The sequence below is a fragment of the Alloprevotella sp. Lung230 genome (assembly GCF_014385435.1).
Taxonomy (GTDB): domain Bacteria; phylum Bacteroidota; class Bacteroidia; order Bacteroidales; family Bacteroidaceae; genus Alloprevotella.
The window spans coordinates 37780-55279 of the sequence record NZ_JACSUD010000010.1 but is presented as its reverse complement, the minus strand read 5'-3'; the positions used below and the strand labels follow the sequence as shown (position 1 = coordinate 55279).

Below are 17500 nucleotides of genomic sequence, written 5' to 3'. Positions count from 1 at the left end.
GAACTATCGGAGGGGCCGGGTGGCGGCGACGAGCCAGTCACGCTCGGCAATGGAAGAGAGCAAGGGAAGAAGGCGTTCACGCACCATCGCATGGTAATCGTTCAGCCATTTTTTCTCGGTTTCATCGAGCATTTCGGGCACAATGGGCGCAGTGTCTATGGGACAGAGCGTGAGCGTTTCGAAGCGGTGGAAGTTACCGAAATCGGTGGTTTCGACAGGCGTAACGAGGAGAACGTTTTCGATGCGCACCCCAAACTTTCCGGCAAGATAAAGGCCGGGTTCGTTGGTGATGGTCATTCCGGCAGAGAAAGACTGCAAGGTGCAATCGCGGACGTTCTTGCGGATTTGGTGCGGCCCTTCGTGCACACAGAGGTGCGACCCCACGCCGTGGCCCGTGCCGTGGCCGAAGTCGAGACCTTCCTGCCACAGCGCAGCGCGGGCGGCAGTGTCGAGTTGCAGCCCCGTAGTCCCGGCAGGGAAGCGCATCCGCGAGAGCGCGATGTGTCCTTTCAGTACGAGGGTGTAGATGCGACGTTCTTCGTCGGTGAGCGGTCCGAGGGCGATGGTGCGGGTGATGTCCGTTGTCCCGGAAAGGTATTGCGCCCCGCTGTCGAGCAATAGCAAACCTTTGTTTTCGAGTCGTGCGGCTGTTTCGGGTGTGGCTTCGTAGTGAACAATCGCCCCATGGGCAGCATAGCCGGCAATGGTGGCAAAAGAGAGTCCGCGGAAGTCGGGATGCTCGGCACGGAAGGCCGTGAGCCGATGTTCTATGGTCAGTTCGGTTTCTTCTACGATTTTTCCGTTTTTCACCAACTCATCGAGCCAACAACGGAAGCGTACCAAAGCGACTCCATCGGCCTGCATCGCTTTGCGGAAGCCCGCGATTTCGGCTTCATCCTTCACGGCTTTGAGGGCTGTTACGCTCTGCATCTGGAGGGCGAGGCTCAGGTGTCCATTGGCTTCGGCAGCGAGGCGGAGTGGATGGTAAACCGCGAGATTGAGGGTGGGCGGCACGAGGAAGCGGCAGAGGTGCTTGGGGACGGAGGTCACGAAGGTGAAAATCTCGGCGTAGTCGCGCAACTCCACGCCCTGTTCGCTGAGGTAGTGCCGAATGTCGGTATTCACCCGCTGCAGATGGGTGAAAAGAATGGTGCGCCCGCGGTTGGCCACAAGATAAGCCATAAAGACGGGATTATACTCGACATCGGACGCCCGGAGGTTGAGCAGCCACGCTATTTCAGCCAGTTCGCTCACGATGAGAAACGTTTCGCCCTCTCTCTCCCCTTGTTGTGTGCAGAAGTCTTCGATCTTTTCGTGGGCCGACTTGGCGACATATTCATCGGGTTGGCGATACAACGACGATTGCGGCAGCGCCGGGCGGTCCGGCCAGATTTCACTGAAAGGGTCGGTCATGGGGCAGAGCAGGTCGGGCGAAAAGACAGCGGACAGACTTTCGTAGAAATCCAAAGTGCAGGTTTCGGCACAGAAGCCGATGCGGCCGGCAGAATCTTTCAAAGCAGCTATTTCTACCGCCAAAGTTTGTTGCAACCAATCAGTAAGGGAGGGGGTAGCGCATTCTCCCTCGCGCATCAGTTCAAAGGGAGTGTCGAGCAACTGCTGTTCGGCTTGAAGAAAATAGCGGCTGTCGGTCCAGAGGGCTGCGTGATGGAGGGTGACAAGAGCCGTTCCGGCACTTCCGTCAAAACCGCTGATCCATTCGCGGCACTTCCAGTGCGGGGCAGGATACTCACTGTTGTGCGGGTCGGCAGAGGGGACGATGAATGCTTGGAGATTTTGGCAGCGCATCCAGTGGCGCAAAGCCGCAACGCGGTCGTGAATGGAAAAAGTTGGTGAGCTCATAGAAGGGAAAAACTTGTGGAGAAAAAGAAGACAAAGCCACGCTCCGCTTTGAGGAGTCGGCGGAACGTGGCGTAGGAGTTAGTTGCTGTTGAAATGAGCATTGATGAGCGGACGTGTGGACTCCATAATGGCATAGAGTTGTTCCACTGTTTCAGCGCGCAGCATGTCGATACGGGTTTGGCGGAAATTGGGCAGCCCTTTGAAGAGCGGAGTGGCGGCGAGGTGGCGACGCACATGCAAAATACCACGATACTCGTCGATACGCTCCACACTTTGACGTACTTGTTCTTTGAGTACATCCAGCATCCAGTCAGGCGTCATCAGCGCATATTGAGAAGGAATAACATCGGGCACGGCAAAAGGCGTTTCGTCGATGGAATCGCGCATTTCCTTGAAAATCCAAGGCTGACCAAAGGTGGCGCGCCCGACCATAACGGCATCAACGCCATAGTCTTGAAACGCACGGCGCGCTTCGGCTCCGGAGGTGATGTCGCCATTACCGATGATGGGGATGTGGATGCGCGGATTGCGCTTCACCTCACCGATGAGCGTCCAGTCGGCCGTTCCGGTGTACATCTGGCTGCGGGTGCGACCGTGAATGGTGAGTGCTTCTGCCCCCGCATCTTGGATTCCTTCGGCGAGGTCGGTGATAATCAGGTGCTCCAAGTCCCAGCCTAATCGCGTTTTGACGGTTACCGGCACCCGATTGGAAACGCGGTCTACGACATGGCGCACAATTTCCAAAAGGAGTTCGGGAGTTTGCAGCATTCCCGAACCGGCACCCTTGCCGGCCACCTTTTTGACGGGACAGCCGAAATTCAGATCCAAGACGTCAGGATGTGCGGTTTCAACGACAATTTCAGCCGCTTCTGCGACGGCTCCCGAATCGCGACCATAGATTTGAATGACCACAGGGCGCTCATCTTCGCAGACGGTCAGTTTGGCGATACTTTTATTCACCATACGCACCAACGCGTCGGCGGCCACAAATTCGGAGTAGACCATAGAAGCCCCCAATCGCCGACAGAGCAAACGGAAGCCAATGTCGGTGACATCTTCCATAGGGGCCAAAAGGATGGGATGTGCCCCTAAATCCAGGTTGCGAATTTTCATGAGCGATAGAGTTTTACGAAGTATCCCACACCGAGAGCTGTAAGCAATCCACCTGCTGCGAGCATCAGGAGTAGAGGCATTTGTTCGATGAAATCGTCTATTTTTGGAAATAAAAGTCCCATCACAGCAATCGTATTGTTGAGAATATGGGCCGGAAGACAGAGGCGCAAATCACCAGTGCGGACATAAAGAAATCCGAGTAATATCCCGAGAGGAAAAGCTGTAACGAACTGTGAAAGATTTCCGTGAACCACAGCAAAAGTAGCAGCGCTGATGAGTATTGCCGCCCAAGCATTAAGCCCCCTCGTGCGGAGATGCCGAAGGATTCCATCACGAAAGACAACTTCTTCGATGGCAGGCCCTCCGATGCAAAGCAACAAAACGCCTCCCCAATACTCCTTGATTTGCAATGCCTGATCCGTCATCCCCCCATCGTCTAGACCAAGGGGGGTAATCAGCAAAGATAGTCCCACACAGACCAGCAGAAAACTACCGATGAAACCGAGAGAACGAAGTCGGCTGCCCCGCTTCAAATTGCCCATCATCGGGGAGTTGGTGAGCCGAAGCAACCACAAACAGACGAAAAGGAGGAGATAGGATATCCACAGGCCGACAACCAGGACCTGAGGCACCGTGGGATCGGCCGCACGCAACCAGTCGATGCTACGCCCCGCGGCAATGTTGTCCCAATTCTTCATCATCAACGTACTAAATCCCGCCAGCAACTGGGAGAACAAGAAGAGTAGAAATATAATAATCGATTTTCGCATGAGGGAAAAACATGATAGAAAAAGATAAACTCTAAATCATACGTGCACTGCCGCGAGCAACCGACGTGCCTGCCGGGCATCTACGTTCAACTGGTGGACGAGTGCCGCAAGGGTTTCAAAACGCTGTTCATCTCGCAAGCGATCGACAAACTGCAGCGTAAGCAGTTGCCCATAAAGGTCGCCCTCGAAATCGAAGATGTGCGTTTCGATCGTGACATCCCGACCATTGTTGAGGGTAGGACGTGTGCCGACATTCGTCATTGCAGGAAACATCCTCCCGTCCATCACGACACGAGTGGCATAAACGCCACTGCGAGGGATGAGTTTCTGTGCGTTCGTGGGTGAGAGGTTTGCGGTAGGGAAACCTAATTTCCGCCCATTTTGTCGGCCTTGCGTCACGCGACCCTCCAACTGATACGGACGTCCCAAAACGACCGATGCACGCTGTACCTCGCCTTGCTGCAACAGCTTCCGAACCGTCGAAGAAGAATAGCGAAGAGCATCGGAAACGGCCGTATCAGGCGCATAGGCGTGCGCCGGCAATACTTCTATTCCATTTTGTGCGCCATAAGTCACGTATTGTGCAAAACCTTCGCCCGACATCGGCTGCCCAAAGTGGTGGTCATAACCTATGAGGAGCGCATCGACAGGCAGCACATTGTGGAGATACTCACGCATAAATTCGGCTGCTGAAAGATGGGCCATCGTGGGCGTGAAATGCAACAGCACACACGCATCTATACCGCAATCGGCCAAGAGCGAAAGCTTTTCGGTGTTGTCGGTGAGCAATGCCGGTGCATCTGAACGCCCCAGCACTCGCTGGGGGTGCTCATCGAAGGTGACGACCATCGTCCCCAATCGCCGTTGGGCGGCCTCCTCCCGCAACTGCTCCAGGACGTAGCGATGCCCCAAATGGACGCCGTCAAAAAAACCGATGGTGGCGGCGTAACGGCGGGGCTGTGGAGTGGATTGGAGCGGAATTACCTCATAGTCTGTCATAGCGTAACTTTCCGTTGGCATCAAACAGCGGCATCCAAGCGCCGTGTTCGGGGGCTAATACGGCCTGCAAACCACAAGCGCGCGCTGCGGTACAATTGGCCTCCGAGTCGTCAAAGAATATGATTTCATCGGCTTTTCCGCCCATTCGATCTACCACCGCTTCAAAGATGGCAGGCTCGGGTTTGAGCAGTTGGAGTTCGTAAGAGAGAAACGTTTGGTCGAAATAATCGCCGATGGTGTGTCCTTTCCACGAGAAGAGGTTGCGCAACCCCTGTTGCCAATGCACCACATTCGTATTGGAGAGCACACAAGTGTAATAATGCTGATGAATGTTGAGCAACAGTTGCAGACAATCTTCGGGAATACCCACCAAATAGGCTTCCCAAGCCGCTACGATTTGTGCATCGGTAAGGTCGGGTTGTTGCGCTATCTTTCTAATCTCGTGGCAAAATTCCGAAAGAGAAATCTGTCCGCGCTCGAGCGAGGCAAACACACCACCTTGGACGTAGGTGCCGAGATAGGGACGAATGTCAAAGCCGAGGCGGTCGAAAGCCGCAATGCACGCTTCCTTCTTCAAATCGACGATGACTCCGCCAAAATCAAAGAGCAGTTTCATTTTTCACGAGTTTGTAGAGTTTGTCGCTGGGGCGCACTTTGTCGGGCACAGGCACAGAAACGTACATGCCCTTTTCGCCCACCTCCACAGCGCCGTTATCGCCGTGGATTTCCGTAGCGTCAAGATACATAGCACCGGTTGTCGGACCGATAATCACCAAGCGATCGCCCACATGGAGGGTAGAGGCTTCGATGAGAAATTCTGCCACGCCGAGTTTGGAGAAATACTTGATACCTTTACCGACATAGACCTTCTTCTCCGTAGCGATGGAACCGTGGCTTTTGGACCATTCGCCCATCTTCTGTCCTTGGTAATAACCATCCCAAAATCCGCGATTGAACACGGTGGAAAGACGTTGGTTCCAATCTTCCACCTTCTCAGGAGTGAAAGTGCCTTCCTGCACGGCCTGCACCGCTTCCTTGTAGCACCGCACCACAGTGTAGACATATTCGGCAGAGCGTGCACGACCTTCAATCTTAAAGACCGAAACACCGGCTTTCATCATTCGGTCGATGAAACCGATGGTTTTGAGGTCTTTGGCGCTCATGATGTATTCGTTGTCCACTTCCAGTTCGGTGCCGGTTTCCTTGTCCGTCACCACATATTTTCGGCGGCACTGCTGCATGCAGGCACCGCGATTGGCCGACGACCCTTGATTGTCGAGCGAGAGGTAGCATTTGCCGCTCACCGCCATACAGAGCGCGCCATGACAGAACATTTCGATGCGAATCTTTTCGCCCGAAGGGCCGCAGATGTTTTCGCGGTCGATAAAGTCGGCAATGTCGCGCACCTGCTCGAGGTTGAGTTCGCGTGCCAAGACGACCACATCGGCAAAGTTGGCGTAAAAGCGCAGCGCCTCCTCGTTGGAGATGTTGAGTTGTGTGGAGAGATGGATTTCCTGCCCGATGCTGTGGCAATAACTCAACACAGCTACGTCAGCCGCAATAACGGCTGAAATACGGGCGGCTTTGGCTGCATCGCAGATGGTGCGCATCATGTCGAGATCTTCACCGTAGATGATGGTGTTGACCGTCAAGTAGCTCTTCACGCCGTGCTCCTCGCAGAGCGCAGCAATCTCGCGCAAGTCATTGATGGAAAATCGGCTGGCCGAGTGCGCACGCATATTGAGCGACTCGATGCCGAAATAGATAGAGTCGGCTCCGGCACGGAGGGCCGCAGCGAGCGATTCACGCGACCCGACCGGCGCCATGATTTCATATTGCATGGTCAGAAGAAAATAGTTTTAAGATGCAAAGTTAGCGGATTATTTCCATGTAGACCTACTAATTTGTAGCTTTTAGCATCTTTCTTTGGAAATAATCAACTCCACTATGACTTTTATTTCCCTTTTGTGACAGCACAACCGCGAAAAATACCTACCTTTGCCGTTCGTAAGCGCGCAATGGACGGCGAACAAGACGTTATGGCTGGTCGGGTTCTGGTTTCATTGTTCGCCCTGTTCATTTTTTTTGCAAACCCTGCGTGCTTTAAGGCAGCGACGTCCCTAAAACACACGATTTTGTTTGCACTACACCCCGAGAGGCCGGTTTGCGCTTCTCACTAACACATCATTTTTTCTTGAAAACATTTGCCGAACTGGGCGTGAAGGACGAAATCCTTTCCGCCATCAGCGAAATGGGCTACGAAGCCCCCACTCCGGTGCAGGAGGCGGTCATCCCCTGCCTGCTCCACAACCCCGACTCGACCGACCCCCAACGCGATGTCATTGCACTCGCTCAGACGGGAACGGGCAAAACAGCCGCTTACGGTCTGCCCACGCTGCAAAACATCGACACCACGACACGCGACACGCAGCTGGTCATTCTCAGCCCCACGCGCGAACTTTGTCTGCAAATTGCCGACGATCTCAAGGATTACAGCCGCTATATGGACGGGCTCCACATCGTGGCCGTCTACGGTGGAACTTCCATCGACGGCCAAATCCGTCAACTCCGCAAGGGGTGTCAAGTCATCGTGGCCACGCCCGGCCGCCTCATCGACTTGATGAATCGCGGGGTGGCACATCTTGAAACCGTGCGCAACATCGTGCTCGACGAGGCGGACGAAATGCTCAATATGGGCTTCACCGACAGCATCGACGAAATCCTGGCCGGCATCCCCGACAACCGCCAAACACTGCTCTTCTCCGCCACCATGGGGCCTGAGATTGAGCGCATCGCCAAAAGTTACCTCCACGACTACCAAGAAATCGTGGTGGGCAGCCGCAACGAAGGCGCAGAGCACGTGAACCACATCTACTACATGGTGAAGGCGCAGGACAAGTATGCCGCCCTCAAGCGTATGGTCGATTACTACCCGCGCATCTACGCCATCATCTTCTGCCGCACCCGTCTGGAAACCCAAGAGGTGGCCGACCACCTCATCCGTGACGGCTACAGCGCCGAAGCGCTCCACGGCGATTTGGCACAGGCACAGCGCGACCTGACCATGCAGAAGTTTCGCCAACACCGCACACAGCTCCTCGTGGCCACCGACGTGGCGGCACGCGGGCTTGATGTCGATGAACTCACCCACGTGATCAACTACGGACTGCCCGACGATGTGGAAAACTACACCCACCGCTCCGGCCGTACGGGACGCGCCGGAAAGCGCGGTACATCGATTTCCATCATCCACCTGCGCGAACGCGGCAAGGTGCGTACCATCGAAAAGGTGATTGGAAAGAAGTTTGAAAAAGGCACGCTTCCCGACCCGAAGGAGATTTGCACCAAGCAGCTCTACAAAGTCGTTGATGAACTCGAACACGTGGAGGTGGACGAAGAGCAGATTGCTCCCTTCCTCCCCGAAGTGATGCACAAACTCGAATGGCTCTCTAAGGAAGACCTCATCAAGCGTTTGGTGCAAAGCGAGTTCGGCCGATTCCTCAACTACTACGCCAATGCGCCCGAAATCGAGCAACCTGCCGAGCGTCCCGAACGCCACGATGCCAAAAGTGCTGAGCGTGAAGCCCGCCGCGACCGCAACGCCAAGGGCGAGCACGTAGCCGAAGAAGGCTACAAGCGTCTTTTCCTCAACTTCGGTAAGCGCGACAACTTCTTTGCCCGCGAAATCATCAACCTCGTCAATCGCTACGTCAAGGGTAAGGTCGAAATCGGCCGCATCGATTTGCTCACCAACTGCTCCTTCTTTGAAGTACCCGAGGACGATGCCCGATTTGTCATCCAGAAGATGGCCAAAGCCAAGGTGGGCGAGCGCCGCGTGGTGGTAGACTGGGCCGACCGTGCCGAAGGCAATGCTGCTCCCACCCCTCACGAACGCCGCTCACGCCGCTATGAGGGCGAGCGCAACTACGGCAGGAAGGGACAAGATTTCGCTGCCAACACCTTTGCCCCGACCGGCAAAAAAGGCAAGAAGGCAAAGCGCACCCACGACGACACATCCGACGCTCCACACGGCAAGAAATACGACAAGAGCGACTGGCGCAAATTCTTCGAATAGCCGACCACGCCCCTACTCTACCCTCGCGCACGCGTCCTCTACAATAGGCTGTATTTTTTGCCTTCAATCCTTCACCCATAGGGGCAACTCACTGACAGTCTGCATCTTTCCGGTGAAGGCAAAGTCTCTGTCCTGCCTTCACTCACTTTCACCCATGAGATTTTCTCGCGGTGAAGGCCTCCCTCGAAGTCACTCCCTTGCCTTCACCCCTATCTACCTGACTTCAAGACATATAAGGGCAGCGGTGAAGGCAATGAAGGCAAAAAGCAAGACTTATAGTGTAGTATACGCGCATACGCGCGCGAAGAACGATGATGGCACCGACGACAGCGAAAGGCCCTTCCCTCGCGTTCGACCTCGCACGAGTCAGTTTTGTCAGGTTGCCGCCGAAACTACATCAGACCTAAAAAAATCTACCTCAGAGCTGCGTAAATTTAGCTCTGAGGTAGATTTTTCTTTTTCCTAAGTAGGTGGTCGAAATTAATCTCAAATCGGTCATTAGACGGAATTGCGTTTGGCAAAGCGTCCATACAACACAGAGGGACAATGTCAACGAAACCAACGCCCATACGCCACATAGAGTCCCCAAAGGGGGCTTCTACCAATAGCCGTAGACGAGGAGGACGAAGGACGACGAACCTACGGAACACGATCGTGCAGGGCCGTGCGTCCCCGAAGGGGGCGAATATCGGTTGACCAAAACCGGCAGTTGTGTTTCTGCCGATGGGCGTCCCCTTCGGGGGCGTTCCTTTCGGTATTGGACGGCCCGTAGGTTCGTCGGGCAAGCTCTCCTCACCTACGGCTATTCAGATTCGCCCCCTCCGGGGACGCTGCAGCCCACACGCGGTTCAAAGATGACATACCCCTACGATACAGAGGGACAATGTCGAGGGAACATAATCCCAAATCGGTCATTAGACAGAATTGCGTTTGGCAAAGCGTCCATACAACACAGAGGGACAATGTCAACGAAACCAACGCCCATACGCCGCATAGAGTCCCCAAAGGGGGCTTCTACCAATAGCCGTAGACGAGGAGGACGAAGGACGACGAACCTACGGAACGCGATCGTGCAGGGCCGTGCGTCCCCGAAGGGGGCGAATATCGGTTGACCAAAACCGGCAGTTGTGTTTCTGCCGATGGGCGTCCCCTTCGGGGGCGTTCCTTTCGGTATTGGACGGCCCGTAGGTTCGTCGGGCAAGCTCTCCTCGCCTACGGCTATTCAGATTCGCCCCCTCCGGGGACGCTGCAGCCCACACGCGGTTCAAAGATGACATACCCCTACGACACAGAGGGACGATGTCGAGGAAACATAATCCCAAATCGGTCATTAGACAGAATTGCGTTTGGCAAAGCGTCCATACAACACGGAGGGACAATGTCAACGAAACCAACGCCCATACGCCGCATGGAGTCCCCAAAGGGGGCTTCTCCCAATAGCCGTAGGCGAGGGGGATCATTCACCGGCACGCGGAGTCTTGGGGCGTTGCTTGGAGGCATTCACCCACAAATAGACGGCCACAACGATAAAGGCGATGAGCACCGTCACCATTTGAGGCACGTATTGGAGCGGCTCGGTCCAAATTTCTTGGAAGAAGTTGAGACGGCCGAGGATTTCGACCGGCGTCCAGAAGATGATGACCGTGGCAATGGCCATACGGATGTTGGCGCCCCAGCCGGACAATTTCAGTTGGTTGCGGAACATGAATATCGAACCGATGAAGCAAACCACGCCCACGATGGCAGTGACGGGATGGTGGTCGCCAAGGAAATTCTTGTCGTAGCAGAACATCAGTACCAGATAGAGCGTCCAGAGCATCATGTTCAGCTCCATGAAGGTGACGATGGAGGTGTGGCGGGTCATGGGGCGGGCCACAATCTCCGACTTACGTCCGGCGAAAAACTTCTTCTGCAGCCAGTTGATGAAGTCGCAACCGGTGCGGGTGCAGAAGATGTAGAGCAGCATGACCATCATCCAGATGCCGAAGGTGGCGGGCATGATGAGGTATTCCGGTTTGGTGACTATCTCCCCGTTTTCCATTTCGGGCAACACGCCGTAGCGGTTGGCATAGTATTGGAACAGGAATTCCACCCATCCCGTCCAGAAGAGTAAGCCGCCGAAAAGTCCCCAGAGGGTCTGTCGGGTGTCGCCTTTGGCAAAGACACCGATGACGACCATAATCAAGCCCACAAATCCGAGGAGGAAACCGGCATAGTGCAGGGCGGTGGAGGAGAGATAGTGCTCCATGAGAATCATCAATGCGTGTCCGAGCGGCATGGTGAGCAGCACGAGCAGGAAAGACATAAGGGTCTTAAACCAGTAGTTTTTCTTCGTTTTCTTTGTTTGTTCCATGTTCTAAAATAAGTTATCAAGGTCCACAGAAGCACCGACTTGGAGGTTGAGTCCGTCCGTCAGCGGGGCGTTCAGATAATAGTATTTCGGTTTGTAGTTGAGGAGATTGTCGAGGGTCACGGTGAGTTTCACGGCTTTGCCCAGACGGTGCACCGTGGAGAGTTTCCAGATGCTGTAAGCAGGATAGTGGATGGTGTTGATTCCTTTGGAAATGTCGTAGTAGTCGACAAACTCTTCATTGTCCACACTCGAAAGGAGGCGTCCGTTGATGCCGATGTTCAGTCCGTAGGAAGTGCCGAACTGATGGTCCCAATTGGCTTGTGCCGAGAGAGAGTGCTTGCGCGCAGGGATGTATTGGTTGTTCACCCGGTCGTTGTTCTTATTGCGCGGCAGATGCTCATCGGTGAGGGCATAGGAAAGGCGGGCGCTGAGTCCGTTGCTCCAACGCGCCAGAGCAGTGAATTCACCGCCCACCACCGAATAGTCGGCGAGGTTGAGATAGGGCAGATGCGGTATCACGTCCGAGGGGTTCTTGTAGTAAGGCGCTCCGGTGGCAATTTTGTCGTTGATATTGTTGTAGTAGCCGCTCATGGTGAAGCAATAGCGCCCCCGGAAGTATTCGGCCGAAAGGTTGAAGTTGTGACTCACCTCGGCCTTGAGGTTGGGGTTGCCGTCGACCGTCCAAATGCCGGCCATGTCGAAGTTGTAGTATTTCTCTTTCAACGTCGGTGCACGAAATCCCATGCCGTAACCGAAGCGGAAGGTCAGACGCCGCACGGGACGGTAGCGCACGCTCAGTTTGGGAGTTAAGTGGGAGAGGGATTGGTTGGAGAAGTAGTCATAACGCAATGCGCCCACCAGTTCCCAGGCGTGGTTGATGTTCCAGTCGTACTGGGCAAAGGCATCGACAGCATCCTGTCGGCGCGTGCGCCCCACCAGTTTGTCGTTGAAGATGTAGTCGTGCAGATAGTCGGCTCCCATCAAGAGGACATCGTCTCCGAGACTATGGCTGTAGAGCAGGCGGAGGGAATTTTGCACGTTGGCGTAGTCGCGGATGTCGAGACGCATCCGCTTCTGATAGTCGGACTTGTCGTATTCGTCAAAGGCGTAGGAAAGCTCCAAATGGTCGGTTTCGCTGATGGCCCACTGCCCTCTCAATCCCGCGTTCAAGTCGCGATAGCGTTCCGGAGCATCGGCTGTACGTGTGAGTTGTCGGAAGAAGTAGCCGGCACGTCCGGTCAGTTTGAAGCGGTCGGTGCAGCGATAGGTCAACTGATTTTTGAAATTCCAAACGGCATCGCCGTAGATGGTGGAGAAGACGCGCGTCACGGGATGGTCGCCGCTTTTCACCTCGTAGTTGTCCATCCGGGTGCGGCTCACGTTGAAAAGGTTGGTGAGTTTCTCTCCGCCCTGTTGCCAGGAGAGTCCGTAGCGCTGTTCGTTGTGTCGTCCGATACGGCCGTTCACACTAAGCCCGAAAGGCTGCACGGCCTCCTTGGTGATGATATTGATGACGCCTCCATTGGCATTGGAACCATAAAGCGCCGAAGCAGCGCCTTTGACGATTTCGACATGATCGACATTGTCCATCGAGAGGCGCGTGAAGTCGACATCGTCCATCGTTTCGCCCGCCAGTCGCTCACCATCGACGAGCACCAACATGCTCTGTCCGCCAAATCCGGCGAAGTTCATGTGCGTCTGCTGGTTCATGGCATAGGAGAACTCCACGCCCGGTAGGATGTGCTGTAACAGGTCTTGCAGGTTGGTGGCATCGGCTTGGGCAATCTGCGAAGCCGTGATGACTTCGGTCAATACGGGCGAGTTGAGCAACAGTTTGGGCGTGCGCGTCCCGGTGACGACCACGGTGTGGAGCTGCGCGTCCCGCCAGGCAGTAGTGTCCTGCGGTTCGGCGGCCGATGCTGTACCGATGCTGCAAATCGCCAGCCATAACAGTGGGTACTTTATAGTCATTAGTACGGGTATTTATAGTTGATGGTCAGCCAGCATTTTGTACCTTCTGCGTTCATGTAGTTTTCCAACTGCACAGCAGCTACTTTGGTATTCGGGAAGCGGATGAGGAAGACCTGTGAGTTGTGGCGGAAGGCGGGGGGCATGGGGGGAATCTCAAGTTTCAGCCACGACGACAAAACTTTGTTGATTTTGATGCCTTGGCAGCCAATGATGCCTTGCAACATCTGCGACTGCTCCGCCCACACTTCGTTTTGGCTCCACTCATCGGGCACGAACGTGGCTCCGGTGAACTCTTTGCTGCCGGCCGGCAATTCGCTGAGCGACTTGTAGCGCGTGGCGAGCACTGCTCCGCCGTTCGTCCGCACATTGTTGCGGTGGATGGCGATGCTCCACGAGGGCGGTTCGGGTTGAGGAGCGGTGGGGGTAAAGCCGCGCTGCTCGTTGTTGGAGAGCCCTTTTCCGAAGACGTCAAACCAATAGGTATAAAGTCCGGTGGTCGCTCCGGCAGGGGCAGAAGCAGCGGCGGTCGTGGGAATGGGATAGGCCGTAAAATGGGTTTGCGCCTTCATCAGCCCTTCCGTGTCGCCCTTTTCTATGTATTGCGCCAACGAGTCGAAATCGACATAGTACCAATTGTGCCAACTGGTGGCATTGATATAGAGCTGCCCCTGCGCGAGCGCAGGACGGTCGGACGGTTGGTCGTAGATACCATCCATAATGCCGTTGCAGGCAGCCATCATTGAGAAGATGACACAACCTACAACGGCTTTTGCAATCACAATAAGATGTTTAAGACACATATCTTATTTTCTATTCATCAAGAATTACTTTGAGCTTTTGAAAGTACCGTTGATGAGCATCGGCATAGCGCCCATCTGGTAGGTATTGTTGACCACGAATACCCCTTTGTCATCTTTCGAAACCATCACCTTGCAAAGAGGTTTGTCGAAAGTGTATTCTTTCTGTGTGGTGTTGCCATCTTTCACGATGGTGAAAAGGAACTTGATATTGTCGTCCTTATAGGCTTTCACAAAGGCTTTTTGGGTTTCGTCGTAGGGGATGTTCTTGATGGTGTAGGTGCCGAGGGTGAGGTCGCCCATCACGGTGCCGTTGTATTTCACTTCGGGAACAACCAGATTGATGGTGCCATCGGCATTGGCCTCTACTTTGTAAGTCACCTTGTCGGCAGAAGTGTAGGGGAACATCCCACCCACATTGATCTTGTCATCACCCTGATAGCTACCGGCGATTTTAACAGCAGGTGCAGGTTTTCCGTTGTGCCAAGTAATGGTGGTTCCGCCCATCAGCGTGGGGATGGAGATGGCGATTTCGGTCATTTTTCCGCTCATCGTGGCATCATATTCCTTCACACCGCCGCCATGCTGATTAGGCACTGCGAGTTTGCCGGAACCGGAGATTTGTCCTTTGGTCAGCGTGATGTTGAACAAGCCGGTGCCCCACATAGGGTCGGAGAACTGAACCAACTGCTGTTTTTCGACCATCATCACCTTCATCTTGGCGGCATCACCATAGTAGGTGCTGGGAAAGAAGCCACTGGTCACCATCAGATAGCCGGTCAATTCACGTATCACGGTGGTGTCGGGCTTTGCCGCACTCGGAGCAAACTGGATATTGCGGATTTCGCCGGCTTGGAAAGTGACCACACTACCATCTTTCTTCGTGATGGTGACAGTTTGCGCTTGCACGCTCAACCCCAAAAGGGCAACAACAAGAAGAGTAAATATCTTTTTCATTTTCTAATGAGCTTAAATGATTTCGTTAATGTTTTTACAATAAAGACGCCGGTTTGTCCATCGAGCGCAATTTCCACCGCGCCATTGGCGTCTACCACAGCCGAGGCGACAGTCTGCCCACTCACAGCGTAAACGCTGACACGGCTGCCCGGCTGCAAACCTTGTCCTTTGAGCGTTTGTTCGAAAGAGAAGACAACGTGGCTTTCTTCCGTGCCGAGGGCATTGATACCCGTCGGACGATTGGTAAACTCAAAAGTGAGCAGTGCACTCAGCGGGTAGTTGATGGTTTCCTTCGCTGTCTTCAGCACGAGATGGTCGGCAGTGAATGTCACCTCCGGCTTGTCCGACAGTGCGAAATAAGTATCCTTTCCGCCCTTTTCGCTCACTTTCACGTAGTCGGCGGCATAGGCCGACAAGCCGACAATCCATGCCAGCCCTGCAAGTACGATTGTACGAAATACAGATTTCATCATTCTGTTTTATTAAAAGTTTTAATTCGTTTGCAAAGTTCGGTTTTTTTCTAAAAAGCAACAATACCCAATTCAGGTGATTTTGAGCAACCAATTTTATATAATTCCCTTGCATCCCGCATTGCCGTCCGGCGCACGATGTTGCACCGACCATCCTCTCCGTCTCCCCAGCACTTTTCTTTCTGAAGTTCAAAAAAGCGCGATTTCATCGAGAAATTCAGCATCAAGTCTCTACCCTCTCTCAGCGAGTTCGACAAAAAACAGCGGCACAAAATTCGTTTAATCACCTCTTATCTCAGAAAAAAAACGTATCTTAGCCTGCTGAACTCTACCTCGTCCTTCATCCGGCACGAAGTGGAACCCTCTCTCTCGATAACAAAAACAAGATATACAATGATTTACAAGTGGAACTACGAACCTCAACCCGCCGAGGAAGTCGCAGAAGCCACCCATTTGGCCAACGAACTGGGTATTCACCCCGTCTTTGGGCGAATGTTGCGTGAGCGCTGCATCTTTTCCGCCGGTGAGGCCCGACGTTTCTTCCGCCCACAGCTCACAGAGTTGCTCGACCCCTTCCTCATGAACGACATGCAGGCAGCGGTGGAACGACTCAACCGCGCCCTTCTTCGGAAAGAGCGCATCATGGTCTATGGCGACTACGATGTGGACGGCGTGACGTCTGTGGCTTTGGTCTATAAGTTCATCAGTCAATACTATCCCAACATCGACTACTACATCCCCGATCGCTACGAGGAGGGATATGGTGTGTCGAAAAAGGGGGTGGATTTTGCGGCCGAAAGTGGCGTGCGCCTCATCATCGTGCTCGACTGCGGCATCAAGGCAGTTGAAGAGATTGCCTACGCCAAAGAACTGGGCATCGATTTCATCATTTGCGACCACCACGTGCCGGACGAAGAATTGCCTCCCGCCGTGGCCATTCTCAACTCGAAGCGGCGCGACAACCACTATCCCTACACCCACCTCTCAGGTTGCGGTGTCGGCTTTAAGTTTATGCAGGCGTTTGCGGCCAGCAACGGCATCGAGTTCAACCGCCTGCACGAGTTGCTCGACCTCTGCGCCATCTCCATCGCCTCGGACATTGTGCCCATCATGGGCGAAAATCGCATCCTCGCCCATCATGGGTTGCGCCGTCTCAACACCAACCCTTCCATCGGTCTGCAAGCCATCATCGAAGTGTGTGGTCTCTCGGATCGCGAACTCTCAATGAACGACATCGTCTTCAAGATTGGTCCGCGCATCAACGCTTCTGGACGGATGCAAAACGGCAAAGAAGCGGTGCAACTGTTGGTGGAGAAGGACTACGCCACAGCGCGTGAAATCGCCTCACACATCAACCTCCACAACGAGGCACGCAAAGACCTCGACAAACAGATGACCGAACAAGCCACCGAACAAGTGAAGAACCTGCCGGGACTCGAAGACCGCCGCGGCATCGTCATCTACAACGAGGAGTGGCACAAGGGCGTGATTGGCATCGTGGCCTCGCGCGTCACAGAACAATACTACCGCCCGGCGGTGGTGCTTACCCGATCGGACGACATGGCCACAGGATCGGCACGCTCCGTCACGGGATTTGACGTCTACAAAGCCATCCAGAGTTGTGCTGATTTGCTCGAAAACTTTGGAGGACACACCTACGCTGCCGGACTAACTTTGAAAGTGGAAAATGTTCCTGAGTTTACACGCCGCTTTGAAGCCTATGTGGCCGAACACATCCTTGACGAACAAACTCAGCCCACCCTCGACATCACTGCGGTGCTGGATTTCAGCGACATCAACTTTCAGTTCTACCAGCAACTCAAGCGCTTCGCCCCCTTCGGTCCCGGCAACGAACGTCCCAGTTTCTGCACCCATCGCGTCTACGACTACGGCACTTCGAAGGTCGTGGGGCGCGGACAGGAGCACATCAAACTCGAACTCGTCGACAACAAGTCGAACACCATCATCAACGGCATCGCCTTCGGACAAAGCAGTCAGGCGCGCTACATCAAGACACGCCGCGCTTTCGACATCTGCTACGCCATCGAAGAAAACACCCACAAACGCGGTGAGGTGCAACTCCAAATCGAAGACATCCGGCCGCGAGAATAATCTTCTCCCTTACCTCTTGCTCA

Annotated in this window: 13 protein-coding genes; 2 read left to right on the top strand and 11 right to left on the bottom strand. The window is 54.3% G+C overall.

Annotated elements, in window-relative coordinates; translation table 11 throughout:
* Window positions 1-3 precede the first annotated feature (3 nt).
* The 6 genes from H8527_RS06740 to H8527_RS06715 all read right to left on the bottom strand — a co-directional run bounded on the left by H8527_RS06740 (window position 4) and on the right by H8527_RS06715 (window position 6583).
* A complete protein-coding gene (locus H8527_RS06740) occupies window positions 4-1860 on the bottom strand; it encodes an aminopeptidase P family protein (protein WP_187546732.1) in 1857 nt (618 codons plus the stop codon).
* Window positions 1861-1938: 78 nt separating this feature from the next.
* Window positions 1939-2973, bottom strand: coding sequence for a tRNA-dihydrouridine synthase (locus tag H8527_RS06735; protein WP_187546730.1), 1035 nt, complete (start codon window positions 2971-2973; stop codon window positions 1939-1941).
* Window positions 2970-3674, bottom strand: a complete 705-nt coding sequence (locus tag H8527_RS06730) for a CPBP family intramembrane glutamic endopeptidase (RefSeq protein ID WP_222935125.1) — start codon at window positions 3672-3674, stop codon at window positions 2970-2972. Before H8527_RS06730 ends, H8527_RS06735 begins: the two co-directional genes overlap by 4 nt.
* A gap of 105 nt (window positions 3675-3779) precedes the next feature.
* A complete protein-coding gene (locus tag H8527_RS06725) occupies window positions 3780-4742 on the bottom strand; it encodes a bifunctional riboflavin kinase/FAD synthetase (protein ID WP_187546727.1) in 963 nt (320 codons plus the stop codon).
* Window positions 4729-5358 (bottom strand): HAD family phosphatase, encoded by a 630-nt coding sequence (locus H8527_RS06720; RefSeq protein WP_187546725.1) that lies wholly within the window; start codon window positions 5356-5358, stop codon window positions 4729-4731. Before H8527_RS06720 ends, H8527_RS06725 begins: the two co-directional genes overlap by 14 nt.
* Window positions 5342-6583: a peptidase U32 family protein gene (locus H8527_RS06715; protein ID WP_187546724.1), complete on the bottom strand. Its 1242-nt coding sequence runs from the start codon at window positions 6581-6583 to the stop codon at window positions 5342-5344. The genes H8527_RS06720 and H8527_RS06715 overlap by 17 nt, the downstream gene beginning before the upstream one ends.
* 353 nt (window positions 6584-6936) lie before the next feature.
* Between H8527_RS06715 and H8527_RS06710 the strand changes: the two genes are divergently transcribed.
* Window positions 6937-8817, top strand: coding sequence for a DEAD/DEAH box helicase (locus tag H8527_RS06710; RefSeq protein WP_187546722.1), 1881 nt, complete (start codon window positions 6937-6939; stop codon window positions 8815-8817).
* A gap of 1456 nt (window positions 8818-10273) precedes the next feature.
* Here the strand turns inward: H8527_RS06710 and H8527_RS06705 are convergent.
* From H8527_RS06705 to H8527_RS06685, 5 genes are read right to left on the bottom strand one after another with little or no spacing between them, the layout of a single operon-like run.
* Window positions 10274-11170: a hypothetical protein gene (locus tag H8527_RS06705; RefSeq protein ID WP_187546720.1), complete on the bottom strand. Its 897-nt coding sequence runs from the start codon at window positions 11168-11170 to the stop codon at window positions 10274-10276.
* A 3-nt stretch (window positions 11171-11173) separates the two neighbouring features.
* Window positions 11174-13141: a TonB-dependent siderophore receptor gene (locus H8527_RS06700; RefSeq protein ID WP_187546718.1), complete on the bottom strand. Its 1968-nt coding sequence runs from the start codon at window positions 13139-13141 to the stop codon at window positions 11174-11176.
* Window positions 13141-13941: an HmuY family protein gene (locus H8527_RS06695; protein WP_187546716.1), complete on the bottom strand. Its 801-nt coding sequence runs from the start codon at window positions 13939-13941 to the stop codon at window positions 13141-13143. The genes H8527_RS06700 and H8527_RS06695 overlap by 1 nt, the downstream gene beginning before the upstream one ends.
* Window positions 13942-13965: 24 nt before the next feature.
* Entirely contained in the window at window positions 13966-14895 is a 930-nt protein-coding gene (locus H8527_RS06690) for a calycin-like domain-containing protein (protein WP_187546715.1), read from the bottom strand.
* Window positions 14892-15365: a T9SS C-terminal target domain-containing protein gene (locus H8527_RS06685; protein WP_187546772.1), complete on the bottom strand. Its 474-nt coding sequence runs from the start codon at window positions 15363-15365 to the stop codon at window positions 14892-14894. The genes H8527_RS06690 and H8527_RS06685 overlap by 4 nt, the downstream gene beginning before the upstream one ends.
* Window positions 15366-15758: 393 nt before the next feature.
* On the opposite strand from H8527_RS06685, the gene recJ reads away from it, so the two are divergent.
* Window positions 15759-17477, top strand: coding sequence for a single-stranded-DNA-specific exonuclease RecJ (recJ, locus tag H8527_RS06680; RefSeq protein WP_187546713.1), 1719 nt, complete (start codon window positions 15759-15761; stop codon window positions 17475-17477).
* The last annotated feature ends 23 nt before the right edge of the window (window positions 17478-17500 follow it).